Origin of the sequence: Streptomyces tibetensis, assembly GCF_007655005.1 — a bacterium.
Taxonomy (GTDB): Bacteria; Actinomycetota; Actinomycetes; order Streptomycetales; family Streptomycetaceae; genus Streptomyces; species Streptomyces tibetensis.
In genome coordinates this window covers 1-17,128 of record NZ_SZVW01000038.1, presented here as the reverse complement: position 1 = coordinate 17,128, position 17,128 = coordinate 1, and the positions used below count along the sequence as shown (strand labels likewise).

Here is a 17,128-nt window from a genome sequence, read left to right as displayed (position 1 = left end):
GACGCGACGACACGACGACTGAGGACGCCATCCATGCCATCCGCTGACAGATTCACGCGGCGCCGTGCCCCGGCCGCCGTGGCGCTGACCCTCGGGGCGGGCCTGCTGGCCGCACCGGCCGCCCCCGCGCAGGCCGCCGAGGCACCGCAGCCCGCTGCGCACTACTCCTTCGACCAGGACGACCTCGCCTCCGGGAAGATCACCGACAGCTCCGGCAACGGCCTGACGGCGACCCTGGTGAACGCCTCCACCGCCCGCTCGGTCGACGGCACAGTGGGAGGCAGGGCGCTGTCCCTGCCCGGCGGTGCTCCCTCCTCCGACGGCGCGTACGTCCGCCTGCCCCGCCAGGTGCTCGCCGGAACGACCGACCTGACGGTCTCCGCCCGCGTGAAGTGGAGCGGTGACACGTCGCCCTGGCAGCGGATCTTCGACCTGGGCACGGACACCACCAAGTACCTCTTCAGCACGCCCTACAACGGCAGCGGGCTCTTCCAGACCTCCGTGACCACCGGGGGCGGAGGCGCGGAGACCCAGGTCCGCGGCTACGCGAGCCTGCCCGCCGACGAGTGGCGGACGGTCACCGTCACCCTCGACACCACCGCCGGCCGGCTCACCACCTACCTCGACGGCCTGGCGGTCTCCTCCGCCGCGACCGGCATCAAGGCGGGAGACCTGCTGGACGGTTCGGCCACCGCCGCCGGGTACATAGGCAAGTCGCTCTATCCGGACCCGCTGCTCCGGGGCGCGATCGACGACTTCACCGTGTGGCACGCGGCGCTGAGCCCCGAGCAGGTGGCCGGTACGGTCGGTGCCGTGCCGACCCTCCAGCAGCTCTCCAAGACCTCCTTCGAGGCACGCACCACGACCGGGACCGCCCCGTCGCTCCCCGCCGCCGTCCGCGCCTCGTTCTCCGACGGCTACGACCGCGACACGCCCGTCACCTGGGACGCCGTGCCCTCCGACAAGTACGCCGCGCCGGGCACCTTCACGGTCGCCGGAACCGCGGCCGGGCGCGCGGTGAAGGCCACCGTCACCGTGGTCCGCGAGGGCGAGCTCACCGTCGACCTCGGCTCGGACACCGGCGCGTTCCACGGCGGCGCCTCCGGCACCCTCTACGGCGTGTACGGGCCGGACGTCCCCACCAACAACCTCATGGAGGGCATGGGCCTGCGCACGGTCTCCACCAAGGCGCAGGACGGTCCGCAGCACCCCGGCGCCGACGCCCTGGAGGTGGTGAAGCCGCTGGCCGACTCCACCGACGGTGATGTGTACATCTACATGACCGACATCCACCGCGGCTTCCCCTACGAGTGGCCGGGCGACACACCCGCGCAGAAGCTCAAGCTGTACGAGGAGAAGATGGCCAAGCAGGTCGACCAGGTGCTCCGGCTGCCGAAGCAGTACCAGGACAACATCGTCTTCGTCCCGTTCAACGAGCCCGAGGGCAACATGTTCGGTACCGGCGAGTGGAGTTACAACAAGGTCAGCTGGCTGAACGACCCCGACGACTACTTCGCCGCCTGGGACTCCGCGTACAAGCTCATCAAAACCAGGATGCCCGGCGCCCGCATCGCCGGGCCCAACACCAGCATCCTCTACGACCAGGTCAAGGGCTTTCTCACCCACACCCTGGCCGCCGGCACCCTCCCGGACGTCATCACCTGGCACGAGCTGAGCCACCCGGAGGCGGTGCGCCAGAGCGTCGCCAAGTACCGGGCCTGGGAGAAGGACCTGTTCGAGGGCACCGACCGGGAAGGCACCCAACTCCCGATCAACATCAACGAGTACGCGTTCAACTACCACACCTCGGTGCCGGGCCAGATGATCCAGTGGGTGTCCGCGATCGAGGAGTCCAAGGTCGACGCCGACATCGCCTACTGGAACATCGACGGCAACCTGTCGGACTCCGCGGTGCAGTCGAACCGCGGCAACGGGCAGTGGTGGCTGCTGAACTCGTACGCCTCGATGAGCGGCCACACGGTGAAGGTGACCCCGCCGTTCCCGGGCGAGAACTACACCATGCAGGGTGTCGCCACCCTCGACGAGAAGAAGAAGCAGTCCCGGCTGATCTTCGGTGGGTCCACCGGCAAGGGCCACGTCACCTTCGCGGGCGTCCCGGAGAAGGTCTTCGGCAAGCGCGTGCACGCCTGGGTGCGGGAGATCGAGTGGAGCGGGCAGGTCGGCGACTCGTCCGGTCCGAAGCTCCTCGCCGAGACGAACCTGACGGTCGGGGGTGACGGAAGGGTCGCCCTCGACTTCGGCGACGGCGTCCTGCCGAAGCTGAAGGAGTCCTCGGCCTACGAGGTCGTCCTCAGCCCGGCCGGGGAGGCGAAGGGCACGCAGGCACCGCCCGTGCGCTGGCAGTCCTCGTACGAGGCCGAGGACGCCGCGCACACCGGCTCCGGCTGGTCGAAGAACGGCCCGGAGGGCTCACCGCGTGACGTGTCGAAGTTCTACACCTCCGGCGGCTACGACGTCGGCGGCCTGCGCACCGGCACGGACGTCACACTCGACTTCACCGTGGACGTGCCCGAGGACGGCACGTACGACTTGAGTGTCTTCGCCAACTCCCTCAACACCTACGACAAGGTCGAGGAGCAGGGCCCCACCAACGTCTTCCTGCGCGTGGACGGCAAGGCGGCCGGCGAGCAGGAACTGCACCTGCCGCTCGGCTACAAGTGGGTCGTGTGGGACCACGCCGACACCAGGGTCGAGCTCACCAAGGGCAAGCACACCCTGACGCTCGCCGCGAAGAGCGCCGACGGCAAGCGCGCGACGAAGGGCGACGCCATCGTCGACCGCCTGACGCTCTCCCTCCCCCGCGCCTCAACGGACACGCAGGTGTACGAAGGCGAACTGGCATGGCCTGCCGGCGGGGCACGGCCGGTGTACGACCTTCCGAAGCCGGCGGCCACCGGCTCGGGCGCGGTCCGGCTCGCGAAGGACCAGAGCGCGACGTTCTGGGTCTACTCACCCGCCGACCGCGAGGCCACCCTCCGGGTCGACACCCTCGGCGGTACGGGCGCCCGGCTCTCCGTCAACGGCCACGACGTCCTGCGCCTGGCCAAGGGCCGGAGCACTGCGGCGGTCTCCCTGTCCGGCGGCGTCAACAAGGTGACGGTGACCGGCGGCCCGGCCACGACCCTCGTCGACCGCCTCACGGTCACCCCGACCGAGGGGACGCTGCCGGCGCGCACCTACGAAGCCGGGGCCGCGACGCTCGCCGGTTCGGCCACGCTCGCCCCGCTGTCCCTCGCCACCGACGGGACCGCGATCACGGGCATCGGCGGCGCCCCCGGCAACGGCAACACGGCGACGTTCACCGTCACAGCGGACCGGGCCGGCCTGTACGCGCTGCGCGTCCGCTACTCCAACCCCGAACAGTCCGAGGCCACCCACTACAACCCCGACCCGCTCGCCCGCCACGCCGACATCAGCGTCAACGGCGGCCCGGCCCATCGCGTCGGCTTCCCGCACAGCTTCCACGAGAACAACTTCTGGGAGCTGACCGTCCCAGTCCAGCTGAAGAAGGGCAAGAACACGATCGGCTTCCGCTCCGAGGAACTGCCGAACTTCGACGGCACCTCCTACGCCTCGGACACCTTCCCCGGCGTGCTGCTCCGCTCGCGCTATGCGCCGCTGATCGACCGGATCACCGTCGCGCCCTATGCGCGAGAGGTGCGATGACCCGCTGACGCGCGGCGCCCGCGACCGTCCCCGACGGACGCGGGCGCCGCGCCGCGCTCACTTGGCCACCCCCGTCAGAGCGAGGAACTCACTGCGGGAGCGGGCGTCGGAGCGCAGGAGGCCGAGCAGGGTGGAGGTCAGGGTGTCGGAGCCGGTGGCCTGCACACCGCGCAGCGTCATGCAGGAGTGCTCGGCCTCGATGACCACGCCCACGCCCTTGGGCTCCAGATGGGTCTGCAGCCAGTCGGCGACCTGCTTGGTCAGTCGCTCCTGGACCTGGGGGCGGCAGGCGAAGTGCTCGACGACGCGCGCCAGTTTGGACAGGCCCAGGATGCGGGCCCCGGGCAGGTAGCCGACGTGCGCGGTGCCGACCACCGGCAGCAGGTGGTGTTCGCAGACGGTGCGGACCGGAATGCGCCGGGCGAGGACGAGTTCGTCGTAGCCCTCGTCGTTGGGGAACGTGGTCAGGTCGAAGGGGCGTGGGCTGAAGAGTTCGGCGTAGGCGCGGGCCATCCGGCCGGGTGTGCCGCGCAGGCTCTCCGAGGCCGTGCAGATGCCGAGGGCCTCCAGGAACCGGCCTGCCGCGACCTCGGCGGCGGCCAGGTCGATCCCCTCGGGTTCGTGGACCACCCGCAGGACGGGCCGTACGGGTGCCGTCGCTTCTCCGTCGTAGGGCTCCGTCCGGGCGGAGACCGGCGCGGAGTGCTCCGTCATGCCGGCTGCCTCCGATACCGAGTGCGGTGAGAGCGGGACCATGGTGACCTCCAGAGTTTCACCAACAAGTTTTTCCTTTATTCCGTGTCGGGTCAAGGTGTGCAGACCACGACGCCCGAACGGCTCTCGCACCCACATGTGTGGGAGTTACCGTGGTCGTGTGGCTTCCGACCCGCCCGCGCAGGCCGATCCGGCCGGCAGCGCCATCGATTCCGTCAGCGTCCTGAGCGAGGACTCACGCCGGCGCATGTTCGCCTTCATCCGGCGGGCCAGGCGTCCCGTCACCCGTGACGAGGCCGCCGCCAGCGTCGGCATCTCCCGCAAACTCGCCGCCTTCCACCTCGACAAGCTGGTCGACGCCGGTCTGCTGCGCGCCCGCTACGAAGCGCCGGGCGGCACCCGCAAGGTCGGCAGGCAGCCGAAGGTGTACGAGCCCACCGGCGAGCAGATCACCGTGAACATCCCCGATCGGCGGCACGAACTGCTGGCCGACCTGCTCCTGGACGCCGTCCTGACCGAGCAGACCGGTGAAACCGCCGCGCAGGCCGCGATGCGCGCCGCGCGGCAGCGCGGCCGGCAGGTGGGCGAGGCCGCACGGCACGAGAGCCGCCCGGGCCGGCTCGGCCCCGAGCGGGGGCTGACCACCTGCGAGCGCCTGCTGGACCAGTACGGCTACGAGCCCGTACGGGAAACGCCGACCCGTATCCGGCTGCGCAACTGCCCCTTCCATCCGCTGGCCGCCAGGGCACCGGATCTGGTGTGCGGCATGAACCAGGCGTTCCTCAGCGGCTACCTCGAGGGCCTGGAGGTCAACGGCGTCCGCGCGGCGCTGGCACCGGAACCCGGGGAGTGCTGCGTCCGGCTCGGCTCCGGGGACAACGAGTCCGCCGAGGAGACTCCCATGGAGCACTGAGGGTCATCGGGGCCGCGCACCGTTGCCCGTCGCGCGCCCGGCGGGCAGGGTGAGCGAGCCGCCGGAGGGTCTTCTGCGGTTGCCGCGCGCCGTGCGCCGGGTTACCACGTGATTACCGCGCGTCATCCGCGACCGCAGCGACCCCAGGGAGAAATCACATGGCAGTGGAGATCAAACCTCTGGTGAAGCCCTCCAGGCTCAGACGTCGCGCAGGGCTGGCGGGCGAGTGCCTGGCGGAGTTCCTCGGGACGTTCGTCCTCATCTCCTTCGGGTGCGGCGTGGTGGCCATGACGGTGGCGGCGCTGCCCGGCTCGGGCCGTACCGAGGGGCCCACCATCTTCTTCCTCGGCGCCGGGGACTGGCTCCTGATCACCTGGGGCTGGTGCATGGCCGTGATCCTCGGCATCTACGTGGCCGGCGGCGTCAGCGGAGCGCACATCAACCCGGCGGTCACCCTGGCCTTCGCCGTCCGCCGTAAGTTCCCCTGGGTCAAGGTCGTTCCCTACTGGGTGTCCCAGGTGCTCGGCGCCCTGGCGGGGGCGGCCCTGGTCTACGCCGTGTACCACGACGCCATCAACGCCTTCGACGCCGCCTTCAAGGGGCCGAAGACCGACGGGAAGACCCTCGCCTCGTTCTCGATCTTCGCCACGTTCCCGGCGCCCTACTTCAACGGCGGCATCTGGGGTCCGCTGATCGACCAGATCGTCGGCACCGCCTTCCTGGTCATGCTGGTCGTGGCGATCATCGACCTGCGCAACACGGCCGTGAAGGCGAATCTCGGCCCGGTGGTGATCGGCTTCGTCGTGGCGGCCATCGGCATGTCCTACGGGGCGAACGCGGGATACGCCATCAACCCGGCCCGCGACTTCGGCCCTCGCCTGTTCACCTGGATGGCGGGCTGGGACGGGCTGGCCTTTCCCGGCAGCCTCGCCGGGGCGTTCAGCGGCTACTGGTGGATCCCCATCGTCGGGCCGCTCGTCGGCGGTGTGATCGGCGTACTGGTGTACGACCTGTTCATCGGCGACGTACTGCACGCCCGTGCGCAGCAGGGCGAGGAGCCGGAGCCCGGGCGGACACGTGGCACCACCTCCGCCGACGAGGAGTGAGCGGGCATCGGCCGCGGCCGGGACTGCGGCCGATGCTAGATTTCTCTGGGCGTCCGCCCGGGAGCGGCGCGGATCGCCTGCCGTACAGGCGAACCGGCCCAGGGCAGGGCCCGTATCGGATGGTGGCACGATCCATGACTGACCCGCAGGAGCTCCCCGGCGGGGCCGACGCTCCCCTTCCGCGGATCCTCGGCAACACCGGGTCGCTCGCCGCGGCCGCCCCGGAAGCGACCGGCGCCCTGTGGCGGCTGGCCGAACCCGGCCGGCAACTGGACGCCAACCTCGTCCGCGTACCGCCCCGGGGGTCCATCGACGCCCACGCCGAGCCCGACCTCGACGTCCTGCTGCTCGTCGTCGCGGGAGACGGCACGCTCGGCTCCGCGGTCGGGCCGCACCCGGTGGAGCCCGGCAGCCTCGTCTGGCTGCCGCACGGCAGTGTCCGCAGCGTGACCGCGGGCGTGGGCGGCCTTTCGTACGTGACCGTGCACCGCCGCCGCCCCGGTATGCAGATCCAGGGCAGGCCCCGGGCGTGACCGCAGTAGCGGGCAGGAGGCGCACGGCCGGATGACCAGCCGAGTCGTCCTCGTCTCGCCGGCGATGAACCGGTCCCTGCGGCAGGCCCGTTTCGACGCCGGGGGTGCGCTCGACGAGGGCGGGCGGGAGCGGGCCTCGGCGGCGGCCGGCTCGCTGCCCTCGGCCGCCCGGGTGGTCGTCTCCCCCAGTGCGCGCTGCCGGCAGACCGCCGGGGCGCTGGGACTGGACGCGGCCGAGGCGGCCGGACTCACGGGGCTGGATGTGGGGCGGTGGCGCGGCCGGACCCTCGACGAGGTGGCCGTCGCCGAACCGGAGGCGGTGGGGCGGTGGCTGACCGATCCCTCCAGCGCACCCCACGGCGGGGAGTCGGTACGGGACGCGTGCGCGCGGGTCGCCGCCTGGCTGGACGGCCTCCGTGACACGGACGGGCGCACGCTCGCCGTGGTCGAGCCGGACGTCGTCCGGGCGGCCGTGGTCCACGTGCTGGGCCTGCCGGCGGCGGGATTCTGGCGGCTGGACGTGCCGCCGCTGACCGCGACGGAGCTCAGCGGCCGGGCCGGGCGCTGGAACCTGCGGCTCGGGCGCCCGCTGGACGTACCGGAAGCCGGCGCGGAGCAGTGAGTCGCGCCGGCTCTCCGGGAACGCCGGTTCAGGCAGGCCGTCAGGGTGCGGCGACCGGCCGGGCCGGGGCGGTGGCCGTCGCGGGCCCGGGGTTCAGCAACCGCTCGGCCAACTCGCCGAAGAGCAGCCCGAATCCGGCCCAGAGAGTGGTCTGGACGGCCAGCGCGCAGAGGCGGAACCGCCACAGCACGGTCGCCGGGAAGTCGGCCGGCACCTCGTTGACGGCGGGCAGGAACGCGTACGCGAGCCCGACCGCGAGAACGAACGCGGCCACCGCGACGACCGTCGCCCACCAGGTGCCCAGGCCCGGCGCGAGGCGCTTGCCGAGGAGGGTGGCGGCGATCGCCAGCAGGACGCCGAGCAGCATCATCAGGAAGTACAGGGTGGTCCGCTTGCCGATGGTGCCGGGGTCGCCGACGGCCGGTGGGTTGGCCGGATACTTCAGGAACGGTACGACGTAGACGGAGAGCAGGGCGCCGCCGGACAGCAGCAGCGCCGTGGCGCGTGGACCGAAGCGGCCCACCCGGCCGAGCGCGAAACAGTAGGCCAGAGCTGCGATGCCGCCTAAGGCGACCCCGTAGAAGAGGACGCCGGTGGCCAGGCCGGCAGTGGACTGCAGGCCGCGGGAGACGAGTTCGACCTCGTGCCCGTGAGCGGGGGCGTGAGCCTCTTCGAAGCCGATCGCCCGGTCGACGAGCGGTTCACCGAGGAAGTAGGCGACGGTCAGGGCGAGTACGCCGGCGGCGAGACCCGCGAGCATGCCGCGCACGAGCAGATTTCTCACGAGGGTGGAGTTCATGAGGGATGCGGCTCCGCGGCGTCAGTGGCAGGGGAAGCCGAGCAGGTGGCGTGCGTCGTGCACCCACTCGTGGACGTCCTCGCCGGAGACGACGGAGGTGGCGCCCTGTTCGGCGCCGACGAAGTAGAGCAGGACCAACATCAGGATGCCGAAGAAGACCACCCAGGGGACGATCGCGCCGATCGGCAGCTTGGCGGGGAGGGCGGGGGTGGTGTCCGTCGGCTGGGCGACATGCTGCGCCATGGCGGGTCCTCCTCGGGGAGCTCGCGTCCCCTGTCGGTGGTGCACGGGACGACGGCTACGGGTCTGACTCGCCCCCGTCTCGTCCAGGAGAGGGAGCACACAGTGGCGCGACCGTGCCGGATTCCCACCGGCTTCCGTCCTGCCGTCGTCGATTCGCACCGACCGTACCGCTCGACCGGTACATGACCAATGCCCAGCCGTCAGCCGAGGCCGGCTCTCACCCAACGCTTACCTGCGACCGACGCAACCATTGACGGTGACATGACGGGACCTCTACGTTCCCCACCGACACCGCGAACGTCGTTCGACATAACGAACAAATGCGGTGACGGGAAGGACAGCTCCTCAGTTCGGCTCCCCCACGCCCCTTGGAGATGCAGATGAGAGCAAACCCCCACCTCTCCCGCCGCGGCCTCCTGGGCATGACCGCCGCCGCGCCGCTCGCGCTGACCCTCTGCACCGGCACCGGCACCGCGCACGCCGCGGACTCGGCGTACGCGATGGTCTACTTCACCGAGTCGACCAAACTCGGTGACGGCACCGACTACGGCCTGCACCTCGCCGTCAGTTCCGACGGGCTCGAGTGGACTCCACTCAACCAGAACAACCCCCTGGTCACCCCCACCGCGGGAGCTCTCGGGCTGCGCGACCCGTTCCTGATGCGCAAACAGGACGGTACGTTCGTCGTGCTCGCCACCGACCTCAAGGGCACCGACTGGAACTACAACAGCCAGTACATCCACGTCTGGGACTCGGCCGACCTGCGCACCTTCACCGGCTACCGGCGACTGAAACTGCATGACATGGCCACCCACAGCTGGGCCCCCGAGGCGTTCTGGGACGCGGGCCGGCGGCAGTACGCGGTGATCTACTCCTCGGTGAACTCCAGCGGCCACAACGTGATCATGGTCAACCACACCACCGACTTCGCGACCGCCTCCGCCCCGCAGGTCTTCTTCGACCCCGGCTACGACGTCATCGACGGCGACATGGCCGTCGGCGTGAACGGCTACAACTACCTCTGGTTCAAGAGGAACCAGACGCTGGTGGGCGCCAGATCCACCACCCTGAACCCGGGCAGCTTCACCGAGTTCGGCACGGGCGTGGCGCACGGCGGCACCGAGGCACCGACCCTGGTGAAGTCCCTCACGTCCGGCACCTGGTGGCTGTGGGGCGACACCTACACGCCCAACGGCGTCTTCTACGCCTGGCAATCCGCCGGTCTAGCCTCCGGCACCTGGACGGCCCTCGACCAGAGGACCTACACCCAGCCGGTCAACTCCAAGCACTGCGGCATCGCGCCGATCACCACGGCCGAGTACGGCAACCTGCTCGCGAAGTGGGGCGCGCCAGGCTGGAACCGGCTCAAGTCCTACAACTTCCCGGCCCGGTACGTCCGCCACTCCGACTACCTGGGCCGTATCGACGAGTACCCGATCGACCCGTACAAGGACTCCCTGTGGACCTTGGTCCCGGGGCTCGCCGACGGCTCCGGGGTCTCCTTCCGGTCCGTCAACCAGCCGACCCGCTACCTGCGGCACTACGACTACGCGCTCCGCCTCGACGTCAACGACGGCACGCCGACGTTCGCCGCGGACGCGACCTTCCACCGCACCGCGGGCCTGGCGGACGCGAACTGGGCCTCCTTCCGTTCCCACAATTACCCGACCCGCTACATCCGCCACGCCGACTACGCCCTGCGCATCGACCCGGTCTCCACGACGACCGACCGGCAGGACGCGACCTTCCGCGTGGGCTACTGAACACGGGGCACCGCCGAACCGACGCCACTCAAACACGAACTCCCGCCATGGACACACGGCACCGGGTACGCCCGCACAGGGCCCTCACGAGCCGGCCTTCGACGGTTACGTCATGTCCGGCCCGCGCAGGAGGAGTTGGGTCACGGCCATGCCCGCCACGATGACAGCCGCCCGGAACGGCCACCGACTGCGGTCATCGCAGGGCAGGGCCGTGCCCGCCACCGAGACGGCGACGGCCGCCCCCGCCAGCACCCAGGCCGGGCGCCCCACGCCTCCGGGCGGGCCGGTGACCAGCACGCAGACGGCTGCGAGCATCAGGGACGGGGCCAGCCATCGGCAGGCCCTGCGGCCCAGCCTCTGCGGCAGGCCGCGCACCCCGGTCGCGAGATCGTCCTGGATGTCCGGAAGCACGTTGACCAGGTGCGCCCCCACCCCCAGCAGGGCCCCGGCCACCATCGCCCACCAGGCGGGCCAGGACGGCGACGGCAGGCCGAGGGTGACGAACGCCGGCAGCGAGCCGAAGGCGACGGCGTAGGGCAGCGGGGAGAGCGGCGTGTGCTTGAACAGCAGGTTGTAACTCCAGGCAGTGGCGACCATGGCGAGGTGCGCCACTCCCGCGACGGCTCCGCTCAGCAGGGACAGCGGCACGCACAGGGCCAGGGCCGCCCCCGCTGCGACGGCCGCGGCCCCGAGCGGGAGTTCACCGGTGGCCACCGGCTTGTCGCCGCGCCCGCTGGCCGCGTCGCGCCGGGCGTCGGCCGCGTCGTTGCACCAGCCCACCGAGAGCTGGCCCGCCAGCACGGCAGTCGCCACCGCGGCCGAACCCGCCGCGCCCCGGCCGGCCGCGACGGCCAGCACCGTCGCGAACACCGTCACGGCGAGCGCCGGTTCCAGGTGGCAGGAGCGCAGCAGCGCCGGGACGCGGCGTGTCGCTCGGGGAAGGACGGGTGACGGGTGTAGAGACACACAGGCAAGATAAATGGACAAACGGGGCGAGAGAGGCTTTATCGATATGCGTGTCCCTGTGACGGCCGAAGACCTCCCCGCCTCACCCGGCACGTTGCACGAGAAGGCCCGGCCCCCTGCGGGGACCACGATCACGGCGGTCCACACGGCGCTGCCCGCGCACCGTTACGCCCAGGACGACCTCACCGAGCCGATCGGCGATCTGTGCCTGGCTCCGGGTGCCGACCGCGCCCTGCTGCGCCGTCTGCACGCGTCCGCCGGAGTCCGCGCGCGGCACCTCGCGCTGCCGATCGAACGGTATGCCGCCCTGCGCGACTTCGGGGAGGCCAACGACGCCTGGATGGCGGCCGGTATCGAGCTGGGCGAAGAGGCCCTCACCGGCGCGCTGGAGGAAGCGGGACTCGAACCGGCCGATGTCGACCTCCTGGTGTGCACCTCCGTCACCGGCATCGCCGCCCCCTCGCTCGATGCCCGGCTGGCCGGACGTCTGGGCCTGCGACCCGACGTCAAGAGGGTGCCGGTCTTCGGACTGGGATGCGTGGCGGGCGCGGCAGGTCTGGCCCGGCTGCACGACTACCTGCGAGGGCATCCCGGTGGGACGGCCGTGCTGCTCACCGTCGAACTGTGCTCGCTGACCCTTCAGCGACAGGACGATTCCCAGGCCAACCTCGTGGCCGGCGCCCTGTTCGGGGACGGCGCCGCGGCACTCGTCGCCCGTGCCGGCACATCCGCCGGGCCGGACGCCGCCGGCCCCACGGTGGTCGCCACGCGCAGCCGGCTGTATCCGGACACCGAGCAGCTCCTCGGCTGGAGCATCGGCACGACCGGGTTCCGCGTCGTGATCGGTGCCGGCATCCCCGGCATCGTACGGAGCCACTTCGGTCGGCACCTGCGCGGTTTCCTGGCGGACCACGGCCTCACCGTCGAGGACATCGGAACCTGGGTGTGCCATCCGGGAGGGCCCAAGGTGCTCTCCGCCGTCGCCGACACACTCGATCTGCCGGACAACGCCCTGGCCTCCGCCTGGAACTCGCTGGCGGCCGTGGGGAACATGTCCTCCGTCTCCGTCCTGCACATCCTGCAGACCATCCGGGAATCCGCCCCGCCCGAGCCCGGCAGCTGGGGCCTGCTCATGGCGATGGGCCCCGGGTTCTGCTCCGAACTCGTCCTGCTGCGCTGGTGACCTCATGACGTGGTACGTCCTTCTCCTCCTGGCTATCGGCGCCGAACGCCTCGCCGAACTGGCCGTGGCCCGGCGCAACGCGTCCTGGACCCTGGCCCGCGCCGGTGTCGAGCACGGCCGCGGCCACTACCCGGCCATGGTCACCCTGCACACCGGGCTGATCGTGTGCTGCCTCCTCGAACCCGCCCTCGCCGACCGGCCCTTCGTGCCCTCGCTCGGCATGCCCATGCTCGTCTTCGTGGTGCTGGCCCAGGCGTTGCGCTGGTGGTGCGTCATGACGCTCGGGCCGTACTGGAACACCCGGGTCATCGTCGTCCCCGGGGCGCGTCTGGTCGGCACCGGGCCCTACCGGTTCCTGCGCCACCCCAACTACGTGGCCGTCGTCGTGGAGATCGCCGCCCTGCCGCTGGTGCACGGCGCGTGGCTGAGCGCGCTGGTGTTCACCGTGGCCAACGCGTGGTTGCTGACCGTCCGCATCCGCTGCGAGAACGCGGCCCTCACCCGGGCCGTGCCCGCATGAGAGACACCCTCGACATGGTGATCGCCGGGGGCGGGCCCGCGGGCCTGGCGACCGCTCTGCACGCCGCCCGCGCCGGCTTCGACGTCGTCGTCGCGGAGCCCCGCCCCGCACCGGTCGACAAGGCCTGCGGCGAGGGCCTGATGCCCGGCGCCGTCCGAGCCCTCCGCGCCCTCGGTCTGGAGGTCCCCGGCCGGCCGATCACCGGCATCCGCTATGTCCAGGGACCCCGGCGGGTCCAGGCGGACTTCCGGCGGGGTCCGGGCCTCGGCACGCGCCGCACCGGCCTGCACGACGTACTGCACCGGGCCGTCACCGACGCCGGGGTGCCCGTACTGCCCCTGCGCGTGGAAGCGGTACGGCAGGACGCCACGGGCGTGACGGTGCCGGGCACGGGTCTGCGCGCCCGGTGGCTCGTGGCCGCGGACGGGCTGCACTCACCGGTGCGCCGGTCGCTCGGCCTGGAGATGAGGACTCGTGGCGAACCCAGGTACGGACTGCGTCGGCACTACGCGGTGCCGCCGTGGGCGTCCTACGTCGAGGTGCACTGGGGGCCGCACGGGGAGGCGTACGTCACCCCGTTGAGCCCCTCACTGGTCGGCGTGGCGCTCCTGACGTCCCGGCGGGGTTCCTTCGACACCCAGCTGGCGGCCTTTCCCGAGTTGGCCGCCCGTCTGGCCCCTGCGGCGGCCGTGACCGCGGTGCGGGGCGCGGGACCGTTGCGCCAGCGGGTGCGCACCCGCTGCCACGGCCGGGTGCTGCTCGTCGGTGACGCCGCCGGCTACATCGACGCCCTCACCGGCGAAGGCATCTCCCTGGCCCTCACGGGCGCGCAGGCCCTCGTCACGAACGTGCGCCGCGGGACGCCGGACCGCTACGAGGCGGACTGGAACCGTGCCACCCGCCGGCACCGGCTGCTGACGGACCTCCTGGTGAGGGTCCGCCAGCGGCCCGCCCTCGCGCCGGTCATCATGCCCACCGCGGCGCGCCTGCCCCGGGTCTTCACGGCGGCCGTGAACGCACTGGCGTAGGGCTTGCCCCCCTTCATCGCCGGTGCCGACGCCGGCCGGTCACAGGTCGTGGCCCGAGTCGAGGCGGTCGGTGGCCGTGCCGGACGGAGTTGTCGGCGAATCGGCCCCGCCCGGGCCCGTCCTCGCGCCGCTCTCCCGGCTCCGGTCCTGACAGATGTCAGGCACCGCGGCGTCCCCGAGTTGCCTAGGGTGCGGGGCGATGGGTCCCGCCACGGCAGCGAAAGGAACGTCATGCGCAAGACGACCGCGGCACTCGCCGTCGCCGGAGCACTCGCCCTCGTGATCACCACCTCCCAGAGCGCCGCGGCCGACGGGCACGGCAAGGGCTGGTACGGCGTGTGGGCGGACGGGGTCAACGTCCGCGACATCAACGAGGGCAACTGCATCCACGCCCCGAGCACCTCGAACTGCCCCACGGTCATCGGCCGCATCAACTCCTGGGACGAGGTTCTGGTGTACTGCCAGGTCCCGGGGCAGTCGGTCGGCGGCAACCCGTACTGGCTGATGGTCCAGCCGCGGGGGTGGACCAAGTACGGGATCGTGTCCAGCTACTACGTCGAGAACAGCACCGACTGGATCGACGGGGTACCCGGGATCAACGGCTGTGTGATCTGAGACGTGTCTCCTCGCGGGACGCGAATCCTGTGGAAGGAGGCAGGCTCATGCGAGGAACGGTGCGCCGGATCCTGGTGACCGGGTCCGCGGAGGGCCTGGGGCGGGCCACGGCAGAGGCGTTGGTGGCCGCCGGACACGACGTGGTGGTGCACGCCCGCAATCCGGAGCGGGCGAAGGTATTGGATGAGCTGGCCGACCGTGGGGCACACGTCGTGGTGGGCGACTTCGCCGAGCGTGACGCCGTGCGGCGGGTCGCCGACGAGCTGACCGCCTCGCCGCCGCTCGACGCCGTCGTCCACAACGCCGGGGTGTGGAGCGGACCCGCGGTCATGCCGGTCAACATCGTCGCGCCCTATCTGCTGACCGCCCTGCTGCGCGGGCCGCGCCGGCTGGTGTACCTGAGCAGCGGCTCGCATCTCGGCGGGCGCCCGTCGGCACTGGACGGGACCGACTGGCGGGGCGAGAGCGCGGGGTCGTACGCCGACAGCAAGCTGTTCGTGACGGCGCTGGCGGCCGCGGTGGCCCGGCTGCGCCCCGGAGCGCCGAGCAACGCCGTGGATCCCGGCTGGGTGCCGACCAGGATGGGCGGGCCGGGCGCCCCGGACGACCTCGAGCTCGGCCACCAGACGCAGGAGTGGCTGGCGTCGAGCGACGACTCGGAGGCCCTGACGACCGGCGGGTACTGGTACCACGGCCGGCGGTTGCAGCCGCATGACGCCGTCCACGACGAGGCGTTCCAGGACCGTCTCGTGCGGGCCCTGGCCGAGGAGACGGGTACCGCGCTCTGAGCACGGGCCCACCCTCGGCCAGGGCTGCGCCGAGCGTGTCCGTCTGCGGGCGCCCGCTCCCCGGACGGCCGGGCAGCCGAAGCGGCAGAGGACACCGGGTTCCACTACCGGGTGTGAGTCAGCGGAGCCGGGGCGTCAGGCGGTAGGTGCCGGACGGCAGCCGGTAGGAGGCCACGCCGTCCGCGTGTCCGGTGAAGCGGACGCCGTCCGCCCGGGCCAGCGGGGTCCGGCCCTCGCGGACGGCGTCCGCGGAGAGGGCCGGCAGGCGCAGGGCGGCCTCGCTGTTCGCGGGCACGACCGCCTCGTACGACAGCCCGGCACCGGCAGGGCGGAGGCGTCGACCAGGGGGGCCGGGAGATCGGCCGGAACGCCGCGCGCCTGCTGCGGGAGCGGATCACGGACCGCGGCAAGCCGTCGGTGCAGGTCAAACTGTCCCCCACGCTGGTCGAACGGCGGACCACGGCCAGGCCCGGAGCGTAGCCGCGCAGCACCTCACATGGGCGGGGCCGGGCGGGGCACCCGTGTATGCGTTCACCAGCGACGGGAGCCGTACCCGCACGACGTGCACCGTACGCTCGGTGCCGACCTGCGAGCCGAACGGGGAGTCGAGTGATGAGCGCCGAAGACGCGGACAGGCTGCTGGACGGGCTGACCGTGGACACCAGCCGACGGGAGCAGCCGATCGTGCTGGACGGTGACGGGCGCCCCATCCGCACCTGGCGGGAGAACTATCCCTACGACCGGAAAGTGGGCCGCAAGGAGTACGAGCGGACCAAGCGCATCCTGCAGATAGAGCTGCTCAAGCTGCAGCGCTGGGTCAAGGACACCGGGGCACGCCTGATCGTCGTGTGCGAGGGACGCGACGCGGCGGGCAAGGGCGGAACGATTCAGCGGCTCACCGAGCGACTCAACCCGCGCGGCGCACGCGTCGTCGCCCTGGACAAGCCCACCGAACGCGAGTCGGGCCAGTGGTACTTCCAGCGGTACATCGCGCATCTGCCGACGGCCGGGGAGATCGTCCTTTTCGACCGCTCCTGGTACAACCGGGCCGGCGTGGAACGCGTGATGGGCTATTGCTCCAAGGACGAGTACGAGTTGTTCCTCGACCAGTGCCCGGCCTTCGAGCGGATGCTGGTGGACGACGGGATCCTGTTGGTGAAGTTCTGGTTCTCGGTGTCGCGCTCCGAGCAGCGCACGCGCTTCGCGATCCGGCAGGTCGATCCGGTGCGCCAGTGGAAGCTCTCCCCCACCGACCTGGCCTCGCTGGACCTCTGGGACGACTACACCGAGGCGAAGGTGGACATGTTCCGCGCCACGGACACCGCGCACGCCCCCTGGACCGTCGTCAAGAGCAACGACAAGCGGCGCGCCCGGCTGGAGACCATGCGCAGTCTGCTGTCGCGCGTCGACTACGCGAGCAAGGACCGCGATGCGGTGGGCATGCCCGATCCCCTCATCGTGGGCGCCGCCGACACCCTGCTGGAGCCGGGTGAGGAGGACACCACGCTGTCGCCCACTCCGCTGTACCCGGGCGCCGAGGGGCCCGGCAAGCACCCCGAGACCGGCTGACGCATCGGGCCCCTCCCCCCGGTTGGCGGTTTCTAGGGATCGTCGCAACACATGATCGGTTGTGTCAGACGGCGAGCAG

The 17,128-nt window shown here is 71.6% G+C and carries 17 protein-coding genes and 1 riboswitch; of the genes, 12 read left to right on the top strand and 5 right to left on the bottom strand.

The genetic code is table 11. The features are described from left to right. Window positions 1–33 precede the first annotated feature (33 nt). On the top strand, window positions 34–3,687 hold the full coding sequence (locus FDO69_RS40170; RefSeq protein WP_104789019.1) for a LamG-like jellyroll fold domain-containing protein: 3,654 nt from the start codon (window positions 34–36) through the stop codon (window positions 3,685–3,687). 57 nt (window positions 3,688–3,744) lie between these two features. Here FDO69_RS40170 and folE read toward each other — a convergent pair whose 3' ends face one another. After that, window positions 3,745–4,401: a GTP cyclohydrolase I gene (gene folE / locus FDO69_RS40165; protein WP_104789076.1), complete on the bottom strand. Its 657-nt coding sequence runs from the start codon at window positions 4,399–4,401 to the stop codon at window positions 3,745–3,747. Window positions 4,402–4,561: 160 nt separating this feature from the next. On the opposite strand from folE, the gene FDO69_RS40160 reads away from it, so the two are divergent. The 4 genes from FDO69_RS40160 to FDO69_RS40145 all read left to right on the top strand — a co-directional run bounded on the left by FDO69_RS40160 (window position 4,562) and on the right by FDO69_RS40145 (window position 7,575). Beyond that, complete coding sequence (locus FDO69_RS40160) at window positions 4,562–5,314, top strand: helix-turn-helix transcriptional regulator (RefSeq protein ID WP_199838365.1); 753 nt, start codon at window positions 4,562–4,564, stop codon at window positions 5,312–5,314. 158 nt (window positions 5,315–5,472) lie between these two features. After that, a complete protein-coding gene (locus FDO69_RS40155; protein WP_104789015.1) occupies window positions 5,473–6,420 on the top strand; it encodes an MIP/aquaporin family protein in 948 nt (315 codons plus the stop codon). A 134-nt stretch (window positions 6,421–6,554) separates the two neighbouring features. Beyond that, the gene (locus FDO69_RS40150; protein ID WP_104789013.1) at window positions 6,555–6,953 is read left to right on the top strand and encodes a hypothetical protein; all 399 of its coding nucleotides are present in this window, start codon (window positions 6,555–6,557) and stop codon (window positions 6,951–6,953) included. A gap of 31 nt (window positions 6,954–6,984) precedes the next feature. After that, window positions 6,985–7,575, top strand: a complete 591-nt coding sequence (locus FDO69_RS40145) for a histidine phosphatase family protein (protein ID WP_104789011.1) — start codon at window positions 6,985–6,987, stop codon at window positions 7,573–7,575. Window positions 7,576–7,615: 40 nt separating this feature from the next. On the opposite strand, the gene FDO69_RS40140 is transcribed toward FDO69_RS40145, so the two are convergent. Together FDO69_RS40140 and FDO69_RS40135 are read right to left on the bottom strand one after the other, a co-directional pair. Beyond that, the gene (locus tag FDO69_RS40140; RefSeq protein WP_104789009.1) at window positions 7,616–8,374 is read right to left on the bottom strand and encodes a CbtA family protein; all 759 of its coding nucleotides are present in this window, start codon (window positions 8,372–8,374) and stop codon (window positions 7,616–7,618) included. A 21-nt stretch (window positions 8,375–8,395) separates the two neighbouring features. Further along, window positions 8,396–8,617, bottom strand: coding sequence for a CbtB domain-containing protein (locus FDO69_RS40135; RefSeq protein WP_104789007.1), 222 nt, complete (start codon window positions 8,615–8,617; stop codon window positions 8,396–8,398). Window positions 8,618–8,653: 36 nt separating this feature from the next. Continuing rightward, a riboswitch (cobalamin riboswitch) is annotated at window positions 8,654–8,805 on the bottom strand. Window positions 8,806–8,997: 192 nt separating this feature from the next. Here FDO69_RS40135 and FDO69_RS40130 point away from each other — a divergent pair. Beyond that, window positions 8,998–10,380 carry a glycoside hydrolase family 43 protein gene (locus FDO69_RS40130; protein ID WP_104789074.1) on the top strand — a complete coding sequence of 461 codons (1,383 nt, stop codon included), beginning with the start codon at window positions 8,998–9,000 and terminating at the stop codon, window positions 10,378–10,380. A 105-nt stretch (window positions 10,381–10,485) separates the two neighbouring features. Here FDO69_RS40130 and FDO69_RS40125 read toward each other — a convergent pair whose 3' ends face one another. Next, a complete protein-coding gene (locus tag FDO69_RS40125; protein ID WP_104789005.1) occupies window positions 10,486–11,346 on the bottom strand; it encodes a UbiA family prenyltransferase in 861 nt (286 codons plus the stop codon). A 46-nt stretch (window positions 11,347–11,392) separates the two neighbouring features. Between FDO69_RS40125 and FDO69_RS40120 the strand changes: the two genes are divergently transcribed. The 5 genes from FDO69_RS40120 (at window position 11,393) to FDO69_RS40100 (ending at window position 15,480) form a co-directional block, all read left to right on the top strand. Then, window positions 11,393–12,529 (top strand): type III polyketide synthase, encoded by a 1,137-nt coding sequence (locus FDO69_RS40120; RefSeq protein WP_104789003.1) that lies wholly within the window; start codon window positions 11,393–11,395, stop codon window positions 12,527–12,529. Between the two features lie 4 nt (window positions 12,530–12,533). Further along, the gene (locus FDO69_RS40115; protein WP_104789001.1) at window positions 12,534–13,049 is read left to right on the top strand and encodes an isoprenylcysteine carboxyl methyltransferase family protein; all 516 of its coding nucleotides are present in this window, start codon (window positions 12,534–12,536) and stop codon (window positions 13,047–13,049) included. After that, on the top strand, window positions 13,046–14,077 hold the full coding sequence (locus FDO69_RS40110; protein ID WP_104788999.1) for an NAD(P)/FAD-dependent oxidoreductase: 1,032 nt from the start codon (window positions 13,046–13,048) through the stop codon (window positions 14,075–14,077). The genes FDO69_RS40115 and FDO69_RS40110 overlap by 4 nt, the downstream gene beginning before the upstream one ends. A 231-nt stretch (window positions 14,078–14,308) precedes the next feature. Beyond that, window positions 14,309–14,692, top strand: a complete 384-nt coding sequence (locus tag FDO69_RS40105) for a hypothetical protein (RefSeq protein WP_104788997.1) — start codon at window positions 14,309–14,311, stop codon at window positions 14,690–14,692. A 59-nt stretch (window positions 14,693–14,751) separates the two neighbouring features. Continuing rightward, a complete protein-coding gene (locus FDO69_RS40100) occupies window positions 14,752–15,480 on the top strand; it encodes an SDR family NAD(P)-dependent oxidoreductase (RefSeq protein ID WP_104789072.1) in 729 nt (242 codons plus the stop codon). Between the two features lie 118 nt (window positions 15,481–15,598). Here FDO69_RS40100 and FDO69_RS40095 read toward each other — a convergent pair whose 3' ends face one another. Continuing rightward, window positions 15,599–15,775 carry a hypothetical protein gene (locus FDO69_RS40095; protein WP_420878586.1) on the bottom strand — a complete coding sequence of 59 codons (177 nt, stop codon included), beginning with the start codon at window positions 15,773–15,775 and terminating at the stop codon, window positions 15,599–15,601. A gap of 317 nt (window positions 15,776–16,092) precedes the next feature. Between FDO69_RS40095 and ppk2 the strand changes: the two genes are divergently transcribed. Then, the gene (ppk2, locus tag FDO69_RS40085) at window positions 16,093–17,049 is read left to right on the top strand and encodes a polyphosphate kinase 2 (protein WP_170321016.1); all 957 of its coding nucleotides are present in this window, start codon (window positions 16,093–16,095) and stop codon (window positions 17,047–17,049) included. Window positions 17,050–17,128 lie beyond the last annotated feature (79 nt).